This is a genomic window from Escherichia sp. R1, assembly GCF_003000935.1.
GTDB lineage: Bacteria > Pseudomonadota > Gammaproteobacteria > Enterobacterales > Enterobacteriaceae > Escherichia > Escherichia coli.
The window spans coordinates 64,862-86,792 of the sequence record NZ_PSRU01000005.1; the positions used below are offsets into that span (position 1 = coordinate 64,862).

General features: G+C 49.1%; 24 protein-coding genes and 1 pseudogene. 11 read left to right on the top strand and 14 right to left on the bottom strand.

From position 1 onward, the window contains the following. Window positions 1-70 precede the first annotated feature (70 nt). Complete coding sequence (locus C4F37_RS07765) at window positions 71-1,531, top strand: fructuronate reductase (RefSeq protein ID WP_000208176.1); 1,461 nt, start codon at window positions 71-73, stop codon at window positions 1,529-1,531. A gap of 214 nt (window positions 1,532-1,745) precedes the next feature. Continuing rightward, on the top strand, window positions 1,746-2,519 hold the full coding sequence (gene uxuR, locus C4F37_RS07775; protein ID WP_000833679.1) for a Uxu operon transcriptional regulator: 774 nt from the start codon (window positions 1,746-1,748) through the stop codon (window positions 2,517-2,519). 140 nt (window positions 2,520-2,659) lie between these two features. Here the strand turns inward: uxuR and C4F37_RS07780 are convergent, their stop codons facing one another. Beyond that, complete coding sequence (locus tag C4F37_RS07780; protein WP_000062552.1) at window positions 2,660-3,490, bottom strand: YjfZ/YjiC family protein; 831 nt, start codon at window positions 3,488-3,490, stop codon at window positions 2,660-2,662. A gap of 287 nt (window positions 3,491-3,777) precedes the next feature. Here C4F37_RS07780 and C4F37_RS28375 point away from each other — a divergent pair, with 287 nt between their 5' ends. The 4 genes from C4F37_RS28375 (at window position 3,778) to iraD (ending at window position 4,556) form a co-directional block, all read left to right on the top strand. After that, on the top strand, window positions 3,778-3,846 hold the full coding sequence (locus C4F37_RS28375; protein WP_418267939.1) for a hypothetical protein: 69 nt from the start codon (window positions 3,778-3,780) through the stop codon (window positions 3,844-3,846). After that, on the top strand, window positions 3,825-3,968 hold the full coding sequence (gene ytiD, locus C4F37_RS28230; protein ID WP_001301448.1) for a protein YtiD: 144 nt from the start codon (window positions 3,825-3,827) through the stop codon (window positions 3,966-3,968). Before C4F37_RS28375 ends, ytiD begins: the two co-directional genes overlap by 22 nt. 115 nt (window positions 3,969-4,083) lie before the next feature. Then, window positions 4,084-4,167 carry an iraD leader peptide IdlP gene (gene idlP / locus C4F37_RS27320; protein WP_120795393.1) on the top strand — a complete coding sequence of 28 codons (84 nt, stop codon included), beginning with the start codon at window positions 4,084-4,086 and terminating at the stop codon, window positions 4,165-4,167. Continuing rightward, window positions 4,164-4,556 carry an anti-adapter protein IraD gene (gene iraD, locus C4F37_RS07790; protein WP_001309187.1) on the top strand — a complete coding sequence of 131 codons (393 nt, stop codon included), beginning with the start codon at window positions 4,164-4,166 and terminating at the stop codon, window positions 4,554-4,556. The genes idlP and iraD overlap by 4 nt, the downstream gene beginning before the upstream one ends. Here iraD and hypT read toward each other — a convergent pair. The 4 genes from hypT to C4F37_RS07810 all read right to left on the bottom strand — a co-directional run bounded on the left by hypT (window position 4,549) and on the right by C4F37_RS07810 (window position 7,851). Next, entirely contained in the window at window positions 4,549-5,460 is a 912-nt protein-coding gene (gene hypT / locus C4F37_RS07795) for a hypochlorite stress DNA-binding transcriptional regulator HypT (protein WP_000340740.1), read from the bottom strand. The two genes, iraD and hypT, sit on opposite strands and share 8 nt — an antisense overlap. Window positions 5,461-5,524: 64 nt before the next feature. Further along, entirely contained in the window at window positions 5,525-6,697 is a 1,173-nt protein-coding gene (gene iadA, locus C4F37_RS07800) for a beta-aspartyl-peptidase (protein ID WP_000568432.1), read from the bottom strand. A gap of 12 nt (window positions 6,698-6,709) precedes the next feature. Further along, window positions 6,710-7,171, bottom strand: a complete 462-nt coding sequence (locus C4F37_RS07805) for a YjiG family protein (RefSeq protein ID WP_000211971.1) — start codon at window positions 7,169-7,171, stop codon at window positions 6,710-6,712. Continuing rightward, entirely contained in the window at window positions 7,168-7,851 is a 684-nt protein-coding gene (locus tag C4F37_RS07810; RefSeq protein ID WP_001295597.1) for a nucleoside recognition domain-containing protein, read from the bottom strand. Before C4F37_RS07810 ends, C4F37_RS07805 begins: the two co-directional genes overlap by 4 nt. A gap of 249 nt (window positions 7,852-8,100) precedes the next feature. On the opposite strand from C4F37_RS07810, the gene kptA reads away from it, so the two are divergent. Beyond that, window positions 8,101-8,655: an RNA 2'-phosphotransferase gene (gene kptA / locus C4F37_RS07820; protein WP_001151855.1), complete on the top strand. Its 555-nt coding sequence runs from the start codon at window positions 8,101-8,103 to the stop codon at window positions 8,653-8,655. Window positions 8,656-8,667: 12 nt separating this feature from the next. On the opposite strand, the gene C4F37_RS07825 is transcribed toward kptA, so the two are convergent. The 6 genes from C4F37_RS07825 to C4F37_RS07850 form a co-directional block, all read right to left on the bottom strand. Continuing rightward, window positions 8,668-9,846, bottom strand: a complete 1,179-nt coding sequence (locus C4F37_RS07825) for an MFS transporter (protein WP_001141220.1) — start codon at window positions 9,844-9,846, stop codon at window positions 8,668-8,670. Between the two features lie 67 nt (window positions 9,847-9,913). After that, the gene (locus C4F37_RS07830; RefSeq protein WP_001318795.1) at window positions 9,914-10,774 is read right to left on the bottom strand and encodes an SdiA-regulated domain-containing protein; all 861 of its coding nucleotides are present in this window, start codon (window positions 10,772-10,774) and stop codon (window positions 9,914-9,916) included. Window positions 10,775-10,838: 64 nt separating this feature from the next. After that, on the bottom strand, window positions 10,839-11,096 hold the full coding sequence (locus C4F37_RS07835; RefSeq protein ID WP_000657675.1) for a DUF3343 domain-containing protein: 258 nt from the start codon (window positions 11,094-11,096) through the stop codon (window positions 10,839-10,841). After that, the gene (yjiL, locus tag C4F37_RS07840; protein WP_001774147.1) at window positions 11,093-11,860 is read right to left on the bottom strand and encodes a putative 2-hydroxyacyl-CoA dehydratase activator YjiL; all 768 of its coding nucleotides are present in this window, start codon (window positions 11,858-11,860) and stop codon (window positions 11,093-11,095) included. Before yjiL ends, C4F37_RS07835 begins: the two co-directional genes overlap by 4 nt. Before the next feature lie 9 nt (window positions 11,861-11,869). Then, window positions 11,870-13,021, bottom strand: a complete 1,152-nt coding sequence (locus C4F37_RS07845) for a double-cubane-cluster-containing anaerobic reductase (protein ID WP_001299707.1) — start codon at window positions 13,019-13,021, stop codon at window positions 11,870-11,872. 115 nt (window positions 13,022-13,136) lie between these two features. Further along, window positions 13,137-14,417 (bottom strand): DUF445 domain-containing protein, encoded by a 1,281-nt coding sequence (locus tag C4F37_RS07850; RefSeq protein ID WP_001338077.1) that lies wholly within the window; start codon window positions 14,415-14,417, stop codon window positions 13,137-13,139. Between the two features lie 184 nt (window positions 14,418-14,601). Here C4F37_RS07850 and C4F37_RS07855 point away from each other — a divergent pair, with 184 nt between their 5' ends. From C4F37_RS07855 to C4F37_RS27760, 4 genes and pseudogenes are all read left to right on the top strand, one after another. Then, entirely contained in the window at window positions 14,602-15,522 is a 921-nt protein-coding gene (locus C4F37_RS07855; RefSeq protein ID WP_001513532.1) for an Rpn family recombination-promoting nuclease/putative transposase, read from the top strand. 227 nt (window positions 15,523-15,749) lie between these two features. After that, complete coding sequence (locus C4F37_RS07860) at window positions 15,750-15,830, top strand: hypothetical protein (RefSeq protein WP_020233658.1); 81 nt, start codon at window positions 15,750-15,752, stop codon at window positions 15,828-15,830. Between the two features lie 97 nt (window positions 15,831-15,927). After that, window positions 15,928-16,581 (top strand): annotated as a pseudogene (locus C4F37_RS27755) (DUF262 domain-containing protein); the annotation flags it as partial. A gap of 276 nt (window positions 16,582-16,857) precedes the next feature. Further along, the gene (locus C4F37_RS27760) at window positions 16,858-18,021 is read left to right on the top strand and encodes a GmrSD restriction endonuclease domain-containing protein (RefSeq protein ID WP_224153787.1); all 1,164 of its coding nucleotides are present in this window, start codon (window positions 16,858-16,860) and stop codon (window positions 18,019-18,021) included. Between the two features lie 46 nt (window positions 18,022-18,067). Here the strand turns inward: C4F37_RS27760 and symE are convergent, their stop codons facing one another. From symE to C4F37_RS07880, 3 genes are all read right to left on the bottom strand, one after another. Further along, window positions 18,068-18,409 carry an endoribonuclease SymE gene (gene symE, locus C4F37_RS07870; protein ID WP_000132614.1) on the bottom strand — a complete coding sequence of 114 codons (342 nt, stop codon included), beginning with the start codon at window positions 18,407-18,409 and terminating at the stop codon, window positions 18,068-18,070. A gap of 220 nt (window positions 18,410-18,629) precedes the next feature. Then, entirely contained in the window at window positions 18,630-20,399 is a 1,770-nt protein-coding gene (locus C4F37_RS07875) for a restriction endonuclease subunit S (protein ID WP_001513535.1), read from the bottom strand. After that, entirely contained in the window at window positions 20,399-21,868 is a 1,470-nt protein-coding gene (locus tag C4F37_RS07880; protein WP_001387312.1) for a type I restriction-modification system subunit M, read from the bottom strand. The genes C4F37_RS07875 and C4F37_RS07880 overlap by 1 nt, the downstream gene beginning before the upstream one ends. Window positions 21,869-21,931: the final 63 nt, after the last annotated feature.

Below are 21,931 nucleotides of genomic sequence, written 5' to 3' on the forward strand. Positions count from 1 at the left end.
CATGGCTGCGCGCCGTGCCGGTTCCTTCTTCCTTGCCGTCACTCTTTGAAGACGGATTCTGGAGTTTACGATGACTACTATTGTTGACAGCAATCTGCCGGTTGCCCGCCCGTCATGGGATCATTCTCGTCTGGAATCACGCATTGTGCATCTCGGTTGCGGGGCGTTTCACCGCGCGCACCAGGCGCTGTATACCCATCATCTGCTGGAAAGCACCGACAGCGACTGGGGCATCTGCGAAGTTAACCTGATGCCAGGCAACGACCGCGTGCTGATCGAAAACCTGAAAAAACAGCAACTGCTGTACACCGTAGCGGAAAAAGGCGCAGAGAGCACCGAGCTGAAAATTATCGGTTCGATGAAAGAAGCGCTGCATCCGGAAATCGATGGCTGCGAAGGTATTCTCAACGCGATGGCGCGTCCGCAAACGGCGATTGTCTCTCTAACGGTCACGGAAAAAGGCTACTGCGCTGATGCGGCAAGCGGTCAACTGGATCTCAATAACCCGCTGATCAAGCACGATCTGGAAAACCCGACTGCGCCGAAGTCCGCGATTGGTTACATCGTCGAAGCGTTGCGTCTGCGTCGTGAAAAAGGGTTGAAAGCGTTTACGGTGATGTCCTGCGATAACGTGCGTGAAAACGGTCATGTGGCGAAGGTCGCGGTACTGGGGCTGGCTCAGGCGCGTGACCCGCAGCTGGCGGCATGGATTGAAGAAAATGTCACCTTCCCGTGCACCATGGTTGACCGCATCGTTCCGGCGGCGACGCCAGAAACCATACAGGAAATTGCTGACCAGCTGGGTGTTTACGACCCGTGCGCCATTGCCTGCGAACCGTTCCGTCAGTGGGTGATTGAAGATAACTTCGTTAATGGTCGCCCGGATTGGGATAAAGTGGGCGCACAGTTCGTTGCAGACGTTGTGCCGTTCGAAATGATGAAGCTGCGTATGCTGAACGGCAGCCACTCTTTTCTGGCGTACCTCGGTTACCTCGGCGGCTATGAAACCATTGCCGACACCGTGACTAACCCGGCTTATCGCAAAGCGGCCTTTGCCCTGATGATGCAGGAACAAGCGCCAACGCTGTCGATGCCGGAAGGTACAGACCTGAACGCCTATGCGACGCTGCTGATCGAGCGTTTCAGCAACCCGTCTCTGCGTCACCGTACCTGGCAGATTGCGATGGACGGCAGCCAGAAGTTACCGCAGCGTCTGCTGGACCCGGTGCGTCTGCACCTGCAAAACGGCGGCAGCTGGCGTCACCTGGCGCTGGGCGTGGCTGGCTGGATGCGTTACACCCAGGGCGTGGATGAGCAGGGTAATGCCATTGACGTGGTCGACCCGATGCTGGCGGAGTTCCAGAAGATCAACGCGCAGTATCAGGGCGCAGACCGCGTGAAAGCGCTGCTGGGCCTGAGCGGTATTTTTGCCGATGATCTGCCGCAGAATGCCGACTTTGTTGGCGCAGTGACGGCGGCATATCAGCAGCTGTGCGAACGCGGTGCGCGCGAGTGTGTGGCTGCGCTGTAACTAACTGATTACCCTACAGACTTACTGGTCAATCAAACTGATATTTGGTTGACCAGTTTTCGTTTTTTTGCCCACCTGTACGTGCCAACTTCCAGTGCTAATGGTATAGTTTGATATTAACGGGGGCCGTAAAATTGCCCGTTGTAGGCCGGATAAGGCGTTCACGCCGCATCCGGCAAAAATTTGATTAACCGCACCTAACGGACACAACACCATGAAATCTGCCACCTCTGCGCAAAGACCTTACCAGGAAGTCGGGGCGATGATCCGCGATCTGATCATAAAGACGCCGTACAATCCTGGCGAACGGCTGCCGCCGGAGCGTGAAATTGCAGAAATGCTTGATGTCACGCGGACGGTGGTACGTGAAGCGCTGATCATGCTGGAGATCAAAGGGCTGGTGGAAGTACGCCGGGGTGCCGGTATCTATGTTCTTGATAACTCAGGCAGCCAGAACACAGACAGTCCGGATGCCAACGTCTGCAACGATGCCGGTCCTTTTGAGCTGTTACAGGCGCGGCAGTTATTGGAGAGCAACATCGCCGAGTTTGCCGCTTTGCAGGCTACCCGCGAAGATATCGTCAAAATGCGTCAGGCATTGCAACTGGAAGAGCGTGAACTGGCTTCCAGTGCGCCGGGCAGCAGCGAAAGCGGTGACATGCAGTTCCATCTCGCTATTGCCGAAGCAACGCATAACAGCATGCTGGTGGAGCTGTTCCGTCAGTCCTGGCAGTGGCGGGAAAACAATCCAATGTGGATCCAGTTGCACAGCCATCTGGATGACAGCCTGTATCGCAAAGAGTGGTTGGGCGATCACAAACAGATCCTCGCCGCGTTAATCAAAAAAGATGCCCGAGCGGCGAAGCTGGCAATGTGGCAGCATCTGGAAAACGTTAAGCAACGTCTGCTGGAATTCTCGAACGTTGACGATATTTATTTTGATGGCTATCTGTTTGATTCATGGCCGCTGGATAAAGTCGACGCCTGACTTATTATAATAAGCGCAAGGGTAAACGTTCCTTGCGCTTTCTTAAATTAAGAAGTCGCAATGAGTATTACTTTGTAAATTGCAGGGTATTGTTTAGCTATCTGTATAACCTGAATGTTAGTACTCATTCTTCCTGGTAGTTATTTACCAATATAATTCCATTCACCATTTTTTAATTCAAACAGTTCTGGAAGAGATGACGGTTGCAGAGTCATACGTTTGAGTGGTGCATTTTCATCACCCGGGATAACTTTATATCCCATTTTTGCATGGATCTCCGCGGTACCGGGATAGGCTTCTATACCAATTATTGGGTCATTACCCAACTCAATATTAGCATTAAGTAATGCGGCAAGGGCGAATCCGGAAGAATTTGCTACCCCTGTTACCGTCATTATCTGATCAATATAGATATCAATCCTTGGCTGCTCATTGGTCCATCTTTTTGCCTGAGAAGCTGGAAGGGTTGAAATATATCCTATCGTGGTTCCGGCATAACCAGGAACATTGCAACCAGGGCCTAATGTTATTTCATGAACTGTATAGTCCTCAACAGGATCGAAAGGGCTCTTCATAAATAAATTTAGCCGTAAACCTTCTGCTAACTCTGTGGTAGCATGCGCCTTTTTACATATGCCACCATATATTTCGTCTAAAGCTGAGGTGATTTTCAAGTTCCGATAGAGCATACGTCCTGTTGTTGTAATACCATCGGATTCTCTGCATGCTCCTGTCACATAATTAAATGGCCAAGGCTCTTTACTAATATCAAGTTTTCTAATTTCGACAACGCTTTTTCCATCGTAATTATGGTTATTGCCACGAGTAAGAGGCGGAAGATAGATGTTTTCCGAATCCATGCGTGCATATTTTAATTTACGTGTAAACTCACTGTCGACTATTGGGTGATGAAGGAAGTGAGCATCTGTAATAATTTGACTCTGAAGGGCATTGCTTAATGGCATAGACATAATAGTTACCTTTTATGAGTATTTCACTGATGTTTAGAAAAATAGATAAATTTTTCTGTAGTAAAAAGAGAAGTAAACAAATGACATGCATGTTTCTGTTGTAGTGATATCAACTCTACACGGTGATATTAAAGGGTAGGAAACACTCTAAAGTATCAAAAAAACGCTCATTTAAAATTATTTGCATGCAATTTAAAAGCATATCTTATTACTAATTGGAATTTGATGTTGCTATATTGAGGTCTATATTAATAATGCCTGTGAATGGTATTTTTGATGTATTTGATATGTTATCAATTTATATTATTTACAAACTAATTGTTTCAAATAATACATGGCTGATTATGCGGAAATAAATAATTTCCCACCGGAATTAAGTAGCAGCGGTGACAAGTATTTTCATCTACGTAACTATTCGGAATATTCAGAATATACTAGCGGTTTTTTTTTGAGTTTGATGATTTTTATCAAATCATGACTTTTTTCCTGAAAAGTCAGTAGATATTCATAGGCAAGTAAGGTTTTATACTTTGCTGACAGGATTCAGGCCTGTCTCAGACTGACATGGATGTAATGAACAAAAGGGAATGGCTATGGAAAATGAGCATCAATACAGTGGTGCCCGGTGTTCAGGGCAAGCCGCATATGTTGCTAAACGTCAGGAGTGCGCAAAATGATGCGACAATCACTTCAGGCTGTTTTACCTGAAATTTCAGGCAATAAAACGTCATCGCTGCGTAAATCGGTATGCAGCGATCTCCTCACTCTTTTTAATTCTCCTCATTCGGCATTACCGTCATTACTTGTTTCAGGCATGCCCGAGTGGCAAGTGCATAACCCGAGCGACAAACATCTCCAGAGCTGGTATTGCCGTCAGCTGCGTTCTGCACTGTTATTTCATGAGCCACGGATTGCGGCGTTGCAGGTTAATTTGAAAGAAGCGTACTGCCACACTCTGGCGATCAGCCTTGAGATAATGCTGTACCACGACGATGAACCGCTAACGTTTGATCTGGTCTGGGATAATGGCGGTTGGCGCAGTGCGACGCTGGAGAATGTCAGCTAAGCACAATCTCCAGCTCGCGCAGTTCACGCCAGAAGCGTTCGGCAACGGGATTCATGCGGGTATTCATCCGGTATGCATAGGCCTGAATCGGGATCACCAGTTCGTCCCGATTCAGTACAACGAGCTTCCCGCTGCGAATTTCTTGTTGGATGGCGTACTCCGGCAGCCAGGCAATCCCACAGCCGTCGAGGGCAACCTGCTTTAAAAGCTCGCTCATCGAAGAGACAAAAAAGGTGCTGAAACTTAACTCACTGTGGCGCGTCAGGGTGCGATTAATCAATCGCCCCATGTAGGAGTTGCGGCTGTAATTCAGTAACGGAAAGTGTGGCTGCGCGAGGTTAAAAAGTGCTTCTCCGTGTTCGTCACTGGCGCAGACAGGGAACAATTGAGATTCAAATAAGCGAATGTGGTCAAACGGCGCTTCCAGCAAATCTTCGTCGTGAAAGGAAAAAATACAGTCACTTTGCCCTTCACGCAGTTTATCGACCGCTTCATCGACATCAATAGCTTCAATTGCCCAGGTAAAGAGCGGTGGCATCTGGCTGATAATGGACGGTAACAGCCCGAGGGAAAGAGAGTGTGCAGCGGCTATCTTGATTTTTCGTTGCGCGTAATCGCTGCCGCCACGCAGCTCTGCCAGATTGCTCTCTAACTGTTGCAACAGATGGCGGATCTGCGAATGGAAGATTTTCCCTTGTTCTGAGAGTTGCAGCGGCGTTACCTGGCGGTTAAACAATTCAACACCAATCGCCTGTTCCAGCGCACGGATGCGGCGGCTGAATGCCGGTTGCGAGACGTTGCGACTGACTGCCGCCTGGGAAAAATTGCGGCATTTTTCCAGGGTCAGAAAATCATAAAGCCATTTGGTTTCAATATTATGCAAAATCGCACCACAGTCATCCATTACGTTTTACTCTGTCAGCCGCCCTTGCGGGCATTCTACGTCCATTCGGGCGGCTGACAACCGTTTAAGCCGTTTCAAACGTTCCTTTCACGCAGGCTTTGCCGTCTTTGACCATCAGTTTGCCGCGAGCGTATACCTGCTCAATGCGCAGTTCTGGCGTCATGACCAGCAAGTCAGCATCATTGCCTGGCAGAATTTCGCCTTTCCCGGTCAGGTTAAGGAAACCGGCTACGCTACTGGTGAGCGGGCGCAGGGCATCGCTGATACTGAAATCATAGTCTTTGACCAGCACCTGCACGGTTTCCAGCAACGTTTCAAAACCGGCAACACCGATATGGGTTAAATTCCCTTCGTCATCGAAGAACGGCTGGCTACCGTTGCCGTCGGAGCTGAGGGTGACGCGTGCCAGCGGAATACCCGCCTGAACGGCGCGGGCAATACCTTCGGCAGGGGCGACCGGTTCGTCAATGCTGCTGGTGATATCGATGGTGCCGCCTTTGCGCGCGAACTCCAGCGCCTGCTCAAACAACGGTACGTTGCGGTTAACGTGGGTCGGCAGCAGCTTGCTGATCGGCACATCGCAGTTTTCCAGCAGGTCATAAATAGGCTGTAACGCCTTTTTACTGTCGCCCATGTGGAACACGGTGACGCCAGGTTTACCGCCGAGCAAACCGCCAACGCGGGATTCTGCCGCCATATTGGCCAGGTGATAAACGTCCGGTGCGGCAGAACGGTGATCAGAGATGGCGCATTTCACGCCAATCACACGATCGATAATCGCCACGTCTTTTTCCACGGAACCCGTAATGGTGCGGGAAGGGACATGATAAGCGCCGGTCAGCATCCAGGCGCTGATGCCTTCTTCATTGAGCGCACGGGTCTTGGCGAGCAGGGATTCCGGGTGGCGAGAGATAGAGTCGGTGCCCAGCAGACCAACCACTGACGTGACGCCCGCTTCCGTCAGGCGACTTAGCGCCACTTCCGGCGTGCGCGTCGTGGGACCTGCTTCGCCGCCACCGCCAATCAAATGGACGTGTTGATCAATAAAACCTGGGCAGAGGATCTGCCCACTGAGATCGACAACCGTGCAGTTCGGTACAATGTCAGAAGGGATATTGCTGGCAACGGCGATAATTTTGCCGTTAGCGACGAGGACATCGCAAATTCCCCGATCTTCCGGCGCATACAAATGCGCTCCCTGCAGCAGGGTAAAACCGGCTGCGGTATAATCAATCATGGTAACTCCTTGTTAAACAATAAGCTGCATAACCCAGATCGACAGCAATGCGTTAATCACGCAGACCGTAATGATATGCGGGTAATATTTGGCATTCACTTCGGCTGTCCCCAGGCAGCGACCGACATTTTGCACCGGGTTGCCCATTAAATACATCGCGGGCAGTAAAACGGTGACATCGTGACCGGTTAATGCGCCAGCGGTTGCCAGACTGGCGGCAACACCGACTGCGCCACCCATACTCATTAATGCGGCTAAAAGGACGGTTGCCGCTTCACCGGGTAATCCCCACAGCGCCATTACGGGTTCACAGATATGCCCCACCCAGTCGAGCAGGCCGGTAATTTTCAGCGCCTGAATGATGACAAACGCCATCACCACGTTTGGCAGCAGGTTGGTCGTGGCGATAGTAAAGCCACGGCGCGCGCCATCGATAAACATATCCATGACGTTTTTGCGGACCTGAGTTGTCATGCTTGCGCTCCTTGCGTTGGGTTGCGACGTTCTTCGAAGTTAAGCCAGACGCGCAAAATGTTGGCTCCGACAAATTTAAACACCAGGATGACGGCTAAAGGTACGATTACGGACGTGCCCAGAAAGGCAAACACCGCGACGCCGGAAGAGAAGTAGTTGGTGATGATGGCGCTACCGCTGGTTTGATATGCGGCGAAAATCACTTTATCGCGTTCGGTAATTTCACCTTCCTGCGCCAGCTCTTTGGTCATACCGGCGGCGGCATCGGTGTTTTGCAGGTTAGCGATCAGCGCCAGCGAGCAGATCCCTGGAATGCCCAACAACGGTTTTAGCACAGGTGTCATTAACTGCTGCGCGGCGCGTAATCCACCAAGACCATCGGTAATTGAAATAATCCCCAGAGAGAGAATGACTGACGGTGCCAGCTCCAGCGCAAAGAGAAAGCCATCTTTAGCCCCCGCGCCACCCGCGCCGCGAAATGAGGTGGTGGCTCCGTTCGCACCAGGCAGTTGCCCAAACGATCCGTTCAGAACGGAAAAATCAAAAACGCGCCACCAGCTGTCTGTTCCGGAAAAAACACCGGAAAAAAAGATTATGGTGAGAAAAAAGGCCAGATACCCTTTAATGCCCACTTTTTCTGTCGCCAGCTCCCCGGCTACAGCATCCCCTTGTTGTGTCATAACAATCCCCATTGTTTTTTTGTGTTTGTGTGTTGCTTGAGCCAGGAAAATTCCTGGAACTGAAAAACCTTATCAGCCATGTGGGTATGGGGAAAATGCAAGTATGTTTCTGGCTATGCGTTTTTTGCATAGCGGAAAAATTACGCTGTGTGGAAAAGGCTCTGCGCAGGATTGAGTTGCAGAAAATTCATAAACCAAGTGACAATGACATCAGTAAATAAAAACAGAAAATCCAGGGACGAAAACGAGATGGCAAAGTACAACGAAAAAGAGCTGGCGGATACGAGCAAGTTTTTAAGTTTTGTCCTCCGACACAAACCGGAGGCGATTGGTATCGTACTGGACCGTGAAGGATGGGCGGATATCGATAAGCTCATACTTTGTGCCCAAAAAGCGGGCAAGCGGTTAACCCGTGCATTGCTGGATACTGTGGTTGCCACCAGCGATAAAAAGCGTTTTAGTTATTCCAGTGATGGTAGGTGCATCCGCGCGGTTCAGGGGCATTCGACTTCGCAGGTCGCTATTTCCTTTGCCGAAAAAACACCGCCACAGTTTCTCTACCACGGTACGGCAAGCCGTTTCCTTGACGAGATAAAAAAACAGGGGCTGATTGCAGGTGAGCGTCACTACGTACATCTCTCTGCTGATGAAGCAACGGCACGCAAAGTGGGAGCAAGACACGGATCGCCGGTTATTTTAACCGTCAAAGCACAGGAAATGGCGAAACGAGGCCTCCCTTTCTGGCAAGCGGAAAACGGGGTCTGGCTGACATCAACGGTTGCGGTTGAGTTTCTTGAGTGGTAAGGGAAACTTCCCTCATGAAGTGACCACTTGTAGCTTAAATAATTGCACTGTGCTGATAAGCGCAGCAATAAACAACGCCGCCGCGCCGCAGAGAGTGGCGCTGGCAAGCGCCGATGTTCCATTGCTGAGCATACTGGTCAGCGCCGGGCCGAGGATTTGCCCAATGCCGTAAATGAGCGTCACAAAGCCTAAAAGATTGAGATTTCCCGGTACGCTCAGTTGGCGGGCGATAGTCATCACCAGAGATGTCGTGCCCATAAAGGTACCGCCAAAACCAAGACTGCTGATGATAAGCAAGAGAGGCGAGTCGCTGGCGAGAGTAAGCAGCACACAGATAGCCTGCACCAGCAAATTCGCCGTCAGGCAGGGCAAAGCCCCCCAACGTTTTGCTGCCCATAGCCAGCCAAAGCAACCAGGCACAATTGATAAGCCGACTAACGTCCAGAGATGGGCGGTTAACAATGGTGAGCCTGCATCTTTCGCCATGAGCGGCAGGTAAGTCGCGACGATGATATAACCAAATCCCGCCAGGCCGTACAGAATAGCCAGTAACCACCAGCTCATTATCTGTTGCTCCGTTTTTGCCAATGGCATTGGTGTGATGGCGTGTTTTTTCGAGGGCATTAAAAGCGTAAGTGCAATCAGCATCATGCCAGAAAGCGCCCCGGCGCCTTGCCATAACGTTTGCGAGGAGAGGTCAAAATGCAGGCCTGCCAGAACATATTCATTGCCCAGTGCGATGCCAATGCCAACGCCAGAAAACAAAGCTGCCAGCACAAAAGGATGGCGCGTGTGCTGCATAATCAGCGTCGAACCAAAAATCAGCATACCGGCGCTGGCGACACCCGCCAGGACGCGAATCAATAACACCAGAATAAATGGCGGCAACCATGCCATTGCGAGGATCAACAACCCGCTCGCCAGGGCAGAAGCCAACAGAAATGGGCGCAGGCGCGATGGCTGGTGAAATGCGCCAAAAGAAAATAGCAGACTGCCAGCCAGATACCCCGCATAGTTGCCGCTGGCAATCCACGAGAGCTGGCTAAATGAAAACGATCCTTCCGCCATCATGACGGGCAACATAGGCGTATAAAGGAAGCGGCCTAAACCCATACCTAAGGTCAGAACCAGCATCCCGAAAAGCGCGGTGCTGAAAGAAAAGCGTTCTACGGGATGCGTGGACGAAGGCATGTTTAACCTTGTTTGTCATTTTTGTTGTTAACAAGTTAATAACAAAAAGGTGAAGCATGCCAGCCTGTTAATGCGATGATTGAGGGGTAAAGCGATAAAAACGATTTGGTTCGCTAACGATATAAATATTACCAGAGGCATCCATCGCAACCCCTTCGGCCTGTTTGATGTTATGCGACAAACCTCGACTGCCTTTGGTTAGTGACATTTCACCGATAACCTCGCCAACCAGGGTTACTTCCTGGAGTGCGCGAGATTCATGAGACAGCACCAGAAGCGTATTTTTTTGCTGGTTAAATTCTGCGCCGGACACATCATCTAAAGTAAATTGCCGTTGTAGTGCCTCGTCTTTGCTGATGTGTAATTCATTGCTACTTAACAGCCCGTTAACTTTGTAGACCTCAATCGGATTTTTCTCTTTAAAAAACCAGAAAGTGTGATCCTGGCGAGAATAAGCCAACCCTTCAAAACCGCAATTGGTTGGGGAGTCTTGCAGCGGGATTTTTATTTTTTTGAGGATTTTTACTTCCGAGTTTGGGGTCAGTGAAATCACATAAATGGCGTAATCGCGCTCATCGCTAATGACAAACTGATTATCGCCAATGTATTCGATCGTCTCGAGATCCTTAACAAAATCCAGAGGAATTGTGCGGATAAAATCACCATTGGTGGTCATTTCAACAATGGCGGCAGGTTTGTTGATAGTGCTAAAAAGAGTATTGCTTTGTGCCGACCAGGTCAGCGAAGAGATATTATTCGTTATGCCTGCAATTTCTTTGCCGTCAATGGTGGCGTGGTAATTCTGAAATGATGCTGCATGATTGCTTTTACGGGCGCAAGATTGCACGAAGAAAGTACACACTGCCACAATGGCAAAAAGAATCACAATAACGGAGATGCGTTTACTTAACGAAATACTTTTTGTCACGGTAATCCCTTTAAGGCAAATCAATAAGATATCGAGAAGTATACGTAGCGACCTTAATGAATCCTTAACGCGGAGAAACCCCGTAATGTGCAATGCAGCGCCAGACACCATCCTGCTGGCAATAAATTGACTCAGTCAGCCCAGGGATCACCCATTGTATTTCCTCGCCGGGGGGACAGGTCAGCCAAATGCATAACCCGCAGCCGCCGCGTAAATCACGGGGAATATCGCTGACGCGAAAAGTCATGCCCGCTGCCTGCAACGCTTTGCGGGTTTGTATGACGCCGACCGTGGAGTGAAATAAAAATAAAAACTCTTTCATCGGCGTGTCCTCACTCGTTGACCAATTACCGCCGCGCCAATTGCGCCAGCAAATTGCGCATCAGGATGGGTATTTACCGGCATTCGCAGGTGAGATTCCAGCATCCGGGCAAACTTCTGGCAATGACTAACGCCACCAGTAAACAGAATCGGCGCTTCACAGGAGAGACGAGCAATGAAATTGGCACTCCTCCGCGCCATCGCGTTAATCACTCCGGCGAGAATCGCTTCTGGCGCGACGCCCGCTGAGCGCAGGCTGATCGCTTCTGATTCAGCAAACACTGTGCACATACTCGTGATGGCGTGCGGCGTGACATTTTCGGTAATGCTGTCGAGTTGCTCGACGCTGGTGCCAAGCGTGCGCGAGATCACCTCCAGGAAACGCCCGGTGCCCGCCGCGCATTTGTCATTCATCAGGAAATCGCACAGGTTACCGTCATCATCAAGCTGAATCACTTTGCTGTCCTGACCACCGATGTCGATTACCGCGCGCGTTGCTGGCGCAAGAAACCGTGCGCCCAGCCCGTGACAGGAGATTTCCGTTACCTGTTTATCGGCAAAATCCACCAGTTGCCGCCCGTAGCCGGTGAGCGTCAGAAACGGCGTTGTCTCTAACCCTTCGCGCAGAGTTTCCCTGGCTTCAGTAATTGCTGTTGCCGGGCGAAAGGGGGTTGGAACGAGGAAACGGCGCGTAATCACGCCGTCTGCCAGTAAGATCCCTTTGGTGGCGGTTGAGCCGGAATCAATGCCAATCGAATATGCCACTGCCACTCCTTACAGCATCTCAATAAAGGCCGCGACACGGGTACTGAGCTGCCCGACATCCGAGGTGGAGTAGTCTGTTTCAATAGCGATATAAGGAATGTTGTGCTGCTGGCGCACATGACGTTTAATCGCCAGCGATTCCACCGCGTAGGTATGGCACGCCTGCAAAATCACATCAACTACGCCATCGACCTGATATTCCTCCACCATCTGGCTGAGCATTTTCAGGCGCTGATCGTTCGGCGAAACACAGGAGCAGCCAATCGCCAGATATTTATCCGCCAGCGCGTCGTAGACATCGCCCGTTTCTGCCACGCATTGCTCGGTCGCTTTCGCCCCGGTGCAGTTTTCATAACCGACAACCCAGCCGCCATTCTCTTCAATCGCGCGCACCACTTTTTCTGCTGCGCCGCCAATCGGGCAGCCGGTGATTAAAATGCGCGGACGCGGGTCCAGTCGCTGGCCTTCTTCCCACTGCTGACGAACGCGGGCGGTCATTGCATCCAGTTCATTGATCAACGCCTCTTTATCGAACCGGAAGGTTGCGCCGTAAACCACTTTCAGAATGTCGCTGCCGCTAAGCGCCGGAGGATTTAACTGCCCAAGATGATAAAAGTTGGCCAGTGCGCGACGTTCGCGGTTTTTCAGCGCAATGGCATCGCGCAGAGCATCTTCGCTAATCTCGTGCCCAAAACGTTCTTCTACCGTTTTTTGCAAGCGCAGCATCTCGGCTTTCCATAATGCACGCGAGGCATCGTCCTTAACGCTGTTTGGCAACTGCATCACATGAACGGGCTTAAATTCTGCCATGTATTCATACATTTTCTTTTTGCCGTCGCAGGTGGTTTCACCGACCACCAGATCAGAAAAGTAGAAGTAGGGGCATTTATCGGTTTTGCCGAAGCCGTAGCTGCTTTTAATCAGCGGGCAGAGGTTGCGCGGCAGATCTTTCTCGGCTTCTTCAATGGTTTCATCAGAGGTGGAACATAGCGAAACCACAACCGCACCGGCTGCCATCGGGATCTCTTGCGGCATAAAGGTGCAGTAGGTGCCAACCAGCGGAATGCCGCGCTCCTTGAGATCCATGACGGTGAGAAAGCCTTTCTGGCGAGCTTCAGAGAACTGATCGAAAATGGCGGGTAGATCGGTGACAAGTGACATGATTTTCCTTCCCCGTACCACGGGAGATAATGAAAAGAGGCCACATTATTACCATTCTTTTAGTGTGGTTTATTTGATCTCTCTCGCGGTTAGCCACTTAGTTTTTCATGGATTTCTATAAATTGCCGAGGGGGAACAAGGCCGGGAGCTGCGACAGCAAATACAAAATAAGTCCAATACAACCGCCAACCAGCGTACCGTTGACACGGATAAACTGGAGATCTTTGCCGATATTTAACTCGATTTGCCGCGACATATCCCGTGCGTCCCAGCTTTTTACCGTGTCGCTGATATGGCGAGTCAGGAATGCGGAAAACTCAGGCGCAATGCGGTGTGCGGCTTGTTCCAGATGACCATTTAACGACGCCCGCAAGGCATCATCGGCAATTAACGTTTCGCCAAACCATTGACCCGCCCGCGCGATACGTTCTTTCACACGAGAATCTTCACTGTTGATATCCGCATTCAGCCATTCCCGTAAATCCCCCCACAATTCACTGAGATAGCGGTTAAAAGCTTCATCTTCTTTCAGATAGCTTTTTACGGCATCGGCTCGCGCTGCCATTTCCGGATCGTTTTTCAGCTTGTCGATCAGGGCAAAAGTGGCGCGATCAAACGCATGGCGGATCTGATGCGCACGATCGCGGCTGATATCATCAAGCAAAGAATTCACCGCGTCAGAAACCAACTCCGCGCTATGTTCGCCCAGCCATTCAGTGGGCAAAATTTTGGCTTTCAGTGGATGCTCGCTCTCCAGCCAGCGAACAATTTGCTGGGCGATAAACTTGCGCGATTTATCGCGCTGGAGAAGGGCGATCAACTGTGCGATCAGCGTATCGAGCAGCACCTGATGACGATCGTTTCTGGTCATGCTCTCCAGAATCAGTGCGCTGGTGCCGGAAAGATCGACCTTATCGATCGCCCGGTGGACCGCGCGCTTAAGCAGGCGCTGAATACGCGCATCATCGGTCAGTTCGAGAAAACCGCTCATGATCTGTAACAGATGCTGACCAACGCGGCGGGCGTTCTCCGGCTGACTAAACCAGTTGCCAATCAACAACGCCGGTTCGTGACGTCGAATCAATGCCACCAGCGATTGGGTATCGAGAAATTTTTCCTGCACGAACTGGCCGAGATTTTCGCCAATCCGGTCTTTATTACGCGGGATAATCGCCGTATGACGAGAAATGATCGGAATCGGCACGCGGCGAAACAGCGCCACCACCGCAAACCAGTCCGCCAGTGCGCCGACCATCGCCGCTTCAGCAATCGCCTTCACGCCGCTCACCCAAAAATTGGGCGGCAAAAACAGCGTAACGACAAAGGTAGCAGCGGCGATAAGCAGTAAAGAGAGCGCCAACATTTTGGCGCGTCTGAGTTCAATGAGTTTATTCATATCGTAAGAATAGAGCCTGACGGTAAGAAAACGCAAAAAGCGAGATATCTTCCATAAAAATGTATCGTTTGCAGAAGAATAAAAATAGCCTGGAAACCGCCTCGGGGAATAGGAAATAGCCAGGTGTGAATGGCTTTGTTAGTCGCTAAAGTTGGGCCATCTTATCTACAGGTGACGGATCGCCATGACAAACTTTACGACCAGCACGCCGCATGACGCATTATTTAAATCCTTTCTCACACACTCTGACACCGCGCGGGATTTTATGGAGATCCACTTACCCAAAGATTTACGTGAACTGTGCGATCTCGATAGCTTAAAACTGGAATCCGCCAGTTTTGTCGATGAAAAATTGCGGGCGCTACATTCCGATATTCTGTGGTCGGTAAAGACCCGTGAAGGCGATGGCTATATTTATGTAGTGATTGAACATCAGAGCCGTGAGGATATTCATATGGCCTTTCGTCTGATGCGATATTCCATGGCGGTGATGCAGCGCCATATCGAACATGATAAACGCCGGCAGCTACCGCTGGCCATCCCGATGCTGTTTTATCACGGTAGCCGTAGCCCTTATCCCTGGTCTTTGTGCTGGCTGGACGAATTTGCCGACCCGACTACCGCACGGAAGCTTTATACCGCCGCGTTCCCGCTGGTGGATATCACTGTCGTGCCAGACGACGAGATTGTGCAGCATCGCAGAGTCGCCCTGTTGGAGTTGATCCAAAAGCATATTCGCCAGCGCGATCTGATGGGGCTTATTGACCAACTGGTAGTATTACTGGTTACAGAGTGTGCTAATGACAGCCAGATAACTGCGCTGTTAAATTACATTTTACTGACTGGTGATGAAGCGCGTTTTAATGAGTTTATCAGTGAAATTACCCGTCGACTGCCACAACAAAGGGAGCGAATAATGACGATTGCAGAGCGAATTCATAATGATGGATATATAAAAGGGGAACAGCGCATTCTTCGATTGTTTTTGCAGAATGGGGTAGATCCTGAATGGATACAAAAGATTACCGGACTTTCGGCAGAGCAAATACAGGCATTAGAGCAGCCCTTGCCTGACCGTGAGCACGATTCATGGCTCGAGAGCTAATCAGAGACGGATGACAAACGCAAAGCTGCCTGATGCGCTACGCTTATCAGACCTACATTATCTCTGCAATCTATTGAATTTGCGCGGTTTGTAGGCCGGATAAGGCGTTCACGCCGCATCCGGCATGAACGAAGCACACTTTACGTGGCGATGATAGTGACCTTCCTGCACCAACGTTGCCGCCGCCATTTATGTGAACGGTACATTAACGCTGCTGGTGGCAGCAAATGCAGACCCGGTGCGTGTTACAGCAGGTGAGAGATGAACGGTTAAAGGATATTGGGTTATGCAGGGAGGATGTGGTGTAATGGAGAGAGTCCTTCACGAAACGATGGGATTTATATGTCACCTCGTCAGATAAGGGGTTATTATTGCGAAATCATCGCTTCACGGAAAGACGTCAGAATGAAAGCTACAGAAGCCCGCCTACTCGATTTTTTAAAATGTTCGCAGCAGTTTGTTATTCCCATTTATCAACGCACCTATTCATGGACCGGGCAACAATGTCGTCAACTTTGGGACGATATCATTCGGGCCGGAAAGCGTGACGATATATCAGCACATTTTATCGGTTCGGTTGTTTATATTGAGCAGGGGTTGTATCAGGTTTCTGGTATCTCTCCGCTACTGGTCATTGATGGTCAACAGCGGCTGACGACCGCAATGTTGCTGATTGAGGCTTTATCACGCCATCTTGGCGAAGAAGAAGTTTTTGATGGCTTCTCGGCAATGAAATTGCGTAATTATTATTTGCTCAATCCTTATGAGTCCGGCGAGAAAGGATATAAATTATTGCTGACTGAGACTGATAAAGACAGTTTGCTGGCGTTAATAAAACAAAGACCAATGCCAGAAAACTATTCCCATCGAATAATGGAAAACTTTACTTTCTTTGATGAGCAAATTGCCAAACTCGGTGATGACTTGATCCCCTTATGTCGTGGGTTAGCAAAGTTATTAATTGTCGATGTGGCGCTTAATCGTGGTCAGGATAATCCGCAACTGATTTTTGAAAGTATGAACTCTACTGGTAAGGCGTTAAGTCAGGCCGATCTGGTGCGCAATTTTATTCTGATGGGTCTCGAACCAGAGCATCAAACCCGGTTGTATGAAGATCACTGGCGTCCAATGGAAGTCGCTTTTGGTCAGCAAGGTTACAGCGAATATTTTGACAGTTTTATGCGTCATTATCTGACGGTAAAAACGGGGGAGATCCCTCGGACAGATGAAGTCTATGAGGCATTTAAACTGCATGCTCGTAGCCCGAGTGTTGCCGAAAAAGGTGTGGATCGGCTGGTTGAAGATATTCACATCTACGCGGAGTATTACTGTGCAATGGCATTGGGTAAAGAAAGTGACAAATCGCTTGCCACGGCTTTTCAGGATTTGCGCGAGTTAAAGGTCGATGTGGCGTATCCTTTCTTACTGGCGCTTTATCATGACTATAAAAATGGCGTTTTGTCTCAAGAAGATTTCCTGAACATAATTCGTTTAATTGAATCTTATGTTTTCCGCCGTGCAGTGTGTGCGATTCAGACAAATTCTCTGAACAAGACGTTTGCCACTTTTTATAAGGTCATTAATAAAGAAAAATATCTGGAAAGCATTCAGGTACATTTTATGAACCTGCCTTCATATCGTCGTTTCCCCAACGATGATGAATTTAAACGGGAATTAAAAGTTCGCGATCTCTATAACTTCCGCAGTCGCAGCTACTGGTTACGACGCCTGGAAAACGATAAACGCAGAGAGCGCGTGGAAGAGTTTACGATTGAGCATATTATGCCGCAGAACGAAAATTTGTCGGCTAAATGGCGTGAAGAGCTGGGAAGTGACTGGCAACGCATTCATAAAGAACTGTTGCATACGTTGGGGAATCTCACATTAACGCGCTATAACTCCCGCTACAGTGACAGACCTTTCGCGGAAAAACGCGATATTGAAGACGGCTTTAAACATAGCCCGCTCTATTTGAATATCGGTCTTGGACAGTGCGAAAAATGGGATGAAGCAGCCATTCGCGCCCGTGCAGATCGTCTGGCCGATCTCGCGGTTCAGGTCTGGCAAGCGCCTGCTCTTCCTGAAGAGGTTTTAGCTGTTTATCGGGCGCAGCCGGAGAACAAAACCAGTTACAGCCTGAGTGATTATCCTTTTCTTGCTGATGGTTCGCATAGCCGGGTGTTATTTGATCATCTTCGCGATGAAGTTATGCGCCTGGACGCAGGGATCACGCAGGAAGTTTTAAAGCTCTATATTGCGTTTAAAGCTGAAACGAATTTTGTTGATGTTGTACCGCAAAAAAGCCGACTGCGGTTGTCGCTTAATATGCAGTTTCATGAACTGGTCGATCCGAAAGGTATTGCCAAAGATGTGACAAATGTTGGGCGATGGGGCAATGGTGATGTGGAAATTGGTTTCAGTGACCTCGCACAACTTCCTTACATTATGGGATTAATTCGTCAGGCATTTGAAAAACAGATGGAGAGCGCGTTGGTATAACGTGGCGAATAATACCCGGTAGCACTGGCGCTACCGGGTCAATGTATCAGGCGACTTTCTGTTTACCCGCAATCACCCCAATAAACTCCTGCACCTGCCTTTGTTTACGCGCCGACAGCTTGCACACCTGGCGCAGCGACTGCATCAGTTCGCTCTCGGCGGCGGCGGGTGGTTGGGCGGTGAGGACAATACAGCCTTCCATTACTTTGACATCTACCGCAGTGCCGGTGGCAAAACCGGCGGCTTCCAGCCACTGACCTTTCAGGGTGATGGCGGGAATACGGCTGTAATCCGGGTAGCGACTCGCATAACTCACGGTTAATTGACGGTTATTTGCCGGGGAGACTTCTGCTTCGAACGGTTGTGCAATAGAATGCGTGTCAGTCATAACTGCTATTCCCTATAAATAGTGATTGTGATTAGCGGTGCGGGTGTGTTGGCGCACATCCGCACCGCGCTAAATACCTGGACATATCATCAGTAAATACAGGGAAAGTCCAGCTAAAAATTAATGAAAATAAGATGAAAATTAGCGTGAAATATAATTTTTGCTGATGTGAATAAAGCGGCTATTGAGCCGCTTTATTGCTTTTTTGAGGGCGGGAAAATTAGTTTATCGCCGCGTTAGTCAGTGCGTCTGCAAGGTGCAGTTGGGTTTGTTGGGCGGATTGAAGTCCTAAAAATAAAAATCTACATTTTTCCATAAGGATACTAACTTTATTAACTATATTCCTTTGTTCCGCCAATGGAGGGGTAGGGAATAGAAATTTACTAATTTCTCCAAGATATAGGCATGGTTGAGCTCCGCCTCGTTTATGAGAGTGAATCATTGACTGTAATAACTTCGAGTCCATTGCAAGTTTTAAATACTCAGGTTCGATTAATAATGGTTTTATAATCGCTACGCTCCTTACGAGTGCGAAATCAGAACAGTCCTTAATTAAAGAAGATCTACCAATTGTTCCACCAACCGAAACAATTAATAAGTCACCTTTTTCAGGTAAGCATCGCTCACGGGATTTTTCATAGTCAATCGCTGAGATATAATCACAGTTATTGTAGTCTAAATAACCGTCACGGATATTTTTTGCTGAAAGTAATTTATACCCTTCGGCAATACGAGGTGGTGTTTTATGATCTCCATCAGTAATTTTAGATGAAATATCATTTAAACGACACCACTCCCACCCTTCCGGAAGTTCAAACGGTTTTTCCTCATCGCTAATCGGGGGCAACGGTTTTTGTTTTTTTATTTTCCCTTCTTTCACCAATTGAGCTTTTTCCTGCGCAATTCGTTTGAGCAGTTCAGAGGCTGGTTCGTCATTCGGATCCTGCAGCACAAGTTTACCCATTACGGCCAGTTGCAGAATGGTCTGTTTTAACGCATCCACGCTGGCTTCGGTGGTAAATAGTGTGTCGAAATGCTCGCTAATACGCGCCCAGTTTTCAGCCAGTTCCTCGGCGTTTTGGCTGTGTGTAAGCGTTCCCAACAGTGTTTCAACCAGTTGCTGATGTGCGTCCAGACTGGTCAGGGATTGCTGTTCTAGTTGGTCGCATAGGGACATGAGTTCATTCATCTTTTTAACAATATGAATTTGCTCTTTAGCTGGAGGAATACATACTGGTAATGGGTTAAGTTTTGCTAACGATATATTAGCAATATTTGTAGTTTGACTTGCTGATTCAATTAACTGTGATTTATAAGTTTCGCATCTGAGTAAGGCCATTAAATAAATTTCATTAACAACTAATGGTCTCAATACACTCAAGAATCCGCCAAATGTAAATTTGCTATTATCAGGTAGAGAAGCTAGGGCGACTTTACCAACCAATTCACGACTATTTGCCATAGACATGACTATATCGTGTTCTTGGAGGTATTGATCATCTCGCTTTACAAAACTATCAGATATATATATTAAATCATCCCAATCTATTTGTTCTTGCACGTTCGCTGTTCGTAAACAAGCTATTTTACCTGGGGCTTGAAATTGAGACTTCTCATTTCCTGGAAAAGTTATGCCACGAATGATATTGGTAAAGTCACCCAATCGCACCCACTCCCACCCCTCCGGCAATTCAAATGGCTTCTCTTCCTCGCTAATTTCCGGCAGTGGTTTTTGCTTTTTAATTTTCCCCTGTTTCACCAGCTCTGCTTTTTCCGCCGCAATACGCTTCAGCAGCTCCGACGCCGGTTCATCATTCGGATCCTGCGGCACCAGTTTACCGCGCACAGCCAGTTCCAGAATCAGCTCACGTAATTTCTTAATGCCATATAAATCAATTTTTCCGGAACTGCCGCGCCCGGCGGTGGAACGGGTTTGCAACGCCGAGGTCCAGGTTTCCATATGATCAACGATCAGCTTTTCCACACTCATTAGTTAACCTCCTTGCCAGACAGCGCAGCGCCAAGAATATCGCGCAGTTGATTACGCAGCGTCTGGATCTCCGCCTGCTGTTTTGCATACTGCGCTAACAGTTCGTCCGGATCATGGCTAACGGTTTCCGCCTGATGTGGGTTTTTAATATCCAGATTGAAGTTGCGCGCAATGACATCATCAATGCTGACTTTCCACGCCTGCTCATTCTCGACGCGGCTGGCAAAACCATCGGCCTCGTTACCCCACCAGTCGATCTCCGCCTGAAACTCTTCAAACTTCATCGGCTTGGTTTTACTGTAATTTTTCACGCCCGCCGGATACGGATGCTCATAGAACCAAATCTCTTTGGTTGGCTGACCTTTGGTAAAGAACAACAGGTTGGTTTTAATGCCGGTATAGGGGTTAAACACACCATTCGGTAAACGCACGATGGTATGCAGATTGCACTCTTCGGTAAGCAGCTTTTTGATTTTGGTTTTAACGCCTTCGCCAAATAGCGTGCCATCCGGCAATACCACCGCCGCACGACCGTTTTTCGCCAGTACTTCCACAATCAGTTGCAGGAACAAATCCGCCGTTTCGCGGGTTTGCATCTCTGCTGGAAAGTTCTTCTCAATACCGTCTTCTTCCGTGCCACCAAACGGCGGGTTGGTAACAATGACATCCAGTTGCTCATCCCAGGAGGAAAGCGGTTTGTTCAGAGTGTTGTCGTGACGAATTTGCACTGGCACTTCAATGCCGTGTAGCAGCATATTGGTGGTCGCCAGCAGGTGCGGAAGCTGTTTTTTCTCAACACCGTGGATCTGTTGTTGCAGCGTCTGATGATCGGCGACGCTCTTCACGTATTTGTTCTTTACATGATCAAATGCGCAGGCAAGAAAACCGCCCGTACCGCAGGCCGGGTCCATAATGGATTCGCCGAGTTTCGGATCAACGCGATCCACCATAAAGCGAGTGACGGCGCGTGGAGTATAGAATTCGCCCGCATTGCCCGCAGATTGCAGATCTTTAAGGATCTGTTCGTAAATATCACCAAACAGATGCCGTTCGCTGGCGCTGGTAAAGTCAATTTCGTTCAGCTTGTTGATCACCTGACGCAGTAGCGTACCGTTTTTCATGTAGTTATAGGCATCGCTGAACGCCTGCTTTACCACGTAGCCGCGTGGGTTTTTATCGATAGGCGCAGTGAGGTTTTTTAACGCCGGGAACAGATCATCATTAACGAATTCCAGCAGGGAATCACCGGTAATGCCCTGAGCGTTTGCGGCCCAACTGCGCCATAAATAACGCTGTGGGATCGGATATTGATAGTTATCCTGCTCCAGTTCCAGCGCCTCTTCCTGGGCATCGAAGATTTTCAAAAACAGTAGCCAGGAGAGCTGACCGAGACGCTGCGCATCGCCGTCCACACCGGCATCTTTGCGCATAATATCTTGTAATGATTTGATTACTGAACTGATAGACATATTGTATTCCATGAAAAACAAGGCCTTCTGCAACACGATGGTTGCAGAAGGCGCAAAAGAGAG

What these genes read in the sequence shown, in the direction of transcription:
- C4F37_RS07765 (WP_000208176.1), top strand. Translation starts at nt 71, where the DNA reads ATGACTACTATTGTTGACAGCAATCTGCCGGTTGCCCGCCCGTCATGG.
- uxuR (WP_000833679.1), top strand. Translation starts at nt 1,746, where the DNA reads ATGAAATCTGCCACCTCTGCGCAAAGACCTTACCAGGAAGTCGGGGCG.
- C4F37_RS07780 (WP_000062552.1), bottom strand. Translation starts at nt 3,490, where the DNA reads ATGTCTATGCCATTAAGCAATGCCCTTCAGAGTCAAATTATTACAGAT.
- ytiD (WP_001301448.1), top strand. Translation starts at nt 3,825, where the DNA reads ATGGCTGATTATGCGGAAATAAATAATTTCCCACCGGAATTAAGTAGC.
- idlP (WP_120795393.1), top strand. Translation starts at nt 4,084, where the DNA reads ATGGAAAATGAGCATCAATACAGTGGTGCCCGGTGTTCAGGGCAAGCC.
- iraD (WP_001309187.1), top strand. Translation starts at nt 4,164, where the DNA reads ATGATGCGACAATCACTTCAGGCTGTTTTACCTGAAATTTCAGGCAAT.
- hypT (WP_000340740.1), bottom strand. Translation starts at nt 5,460, where the DNA reads ATGGATGACTGTGGTGCGATTTTGCATAATATTGAAACCAAATGGCTT.
- iadA (WP_000568432.1), bottom strand. Translation starts at nt 6,697, where the DNA reads ATGATTGATTATACCGCAGCCGGTTTTACCCTGCTGCAGGGAGCGCAT.
- C4F37_RS07805 (WP_000211971.1), bottom strand. Translation starts at nt 7,171, where the DNA reads ATGACAACTCAGGTCCGCAAAAACGTCATGGATATGTTTATCGATGGC.
- C4F37_RS07810 (WP_001295597.1), bottom strand. Translation starts at nt 7,851, where the DNA reads ATGACACAACAAGGGGATGCTGTAGCCGGGGAGCTGGCGACAGAAAAA.
- kptA (WP_001151855.1), top strand. Translation starts at nt 8,101, where the DNA reads ATGGCAAAGTACAACGAAAAAGAGCTGGCGGATACGAGCAAGTTTTTA.
- C4F37_RS07825 (WP_001141220.1), bottom strand. Translation starts at nt 9,846, where the DNA reads ATGCCTTCGTCCACGCATCCCGTAGAACGCTTTTCTTTCAGCACCGCG.
- C4F37_RS07835 (WP_000657675.1), bottom strand. Translation starts at nt 11,096, where the DNA reads ATGAAAGAGTTTTTATTTTTATTTCACTCCACGGTCGGCGTCATACAA.
- C4F37_RS07845 (WP_001299707.1), bottom strand. Translation starts at nt 13,021, where the DNA reads ATGTCACTTGTCACCGATCTACCCGCCATTTTCGATCAGTTCTCTGAA.
- C4F37_RS07850 (WP_001338077.1), bottom strand. Translation starts at nt 14,417, where the DNA reads ATGAATAAACTCATTGAACTCAGACGCGCCAAAATGTTGGCGCTCTCT.
- C4F37_RS07855 (WP_001513532.1), top strand. Translation starts at nt 14,602, where the DNA reads ATGACAAACTTTACGACCAGCACGCCGCATGACGCATTATTTAAATCC.
- C4F37_RS07860 (WP_020233658.1), top strand. Translation starts at nt 15,750, where the DNA reads ATGCAGACCCGGTGCGTGTTACAGCAGGTGAGAGATGAACGGTTAAAG.
- C4F37_RS27760 (WP_224153787.1), top strand. Translation starts at nt 16,858, where the DNA reads ATGGCATTGGGTAAAGAAAGTGACAAATCGCTTGCCACGGCTTTTCAG.
- symE (WP_000132614.1), bottom strand. Translation starts at nt 18,409, where the DNA reads ATGACTGACACGCATTCTATTGCACAACCGTTCGAAGCAGAAGTCTCC.
- C4F37_RS07875 (WP_001513535.1), bottom strand. Translation starts at nt 20,399, where the DNA reads ATGAGTGTGGAAAAGCTGATCGTTGATCATATGGAAACCTGGACCTCG.
- C4F37_RS07880 (WP_001387312.1), bottom strand. Translation starts at nt 21,868, where the DNA reads ATGTCTATCAGTTCAGTAATCAAATCATTACAAGATATTATGCGCAAA.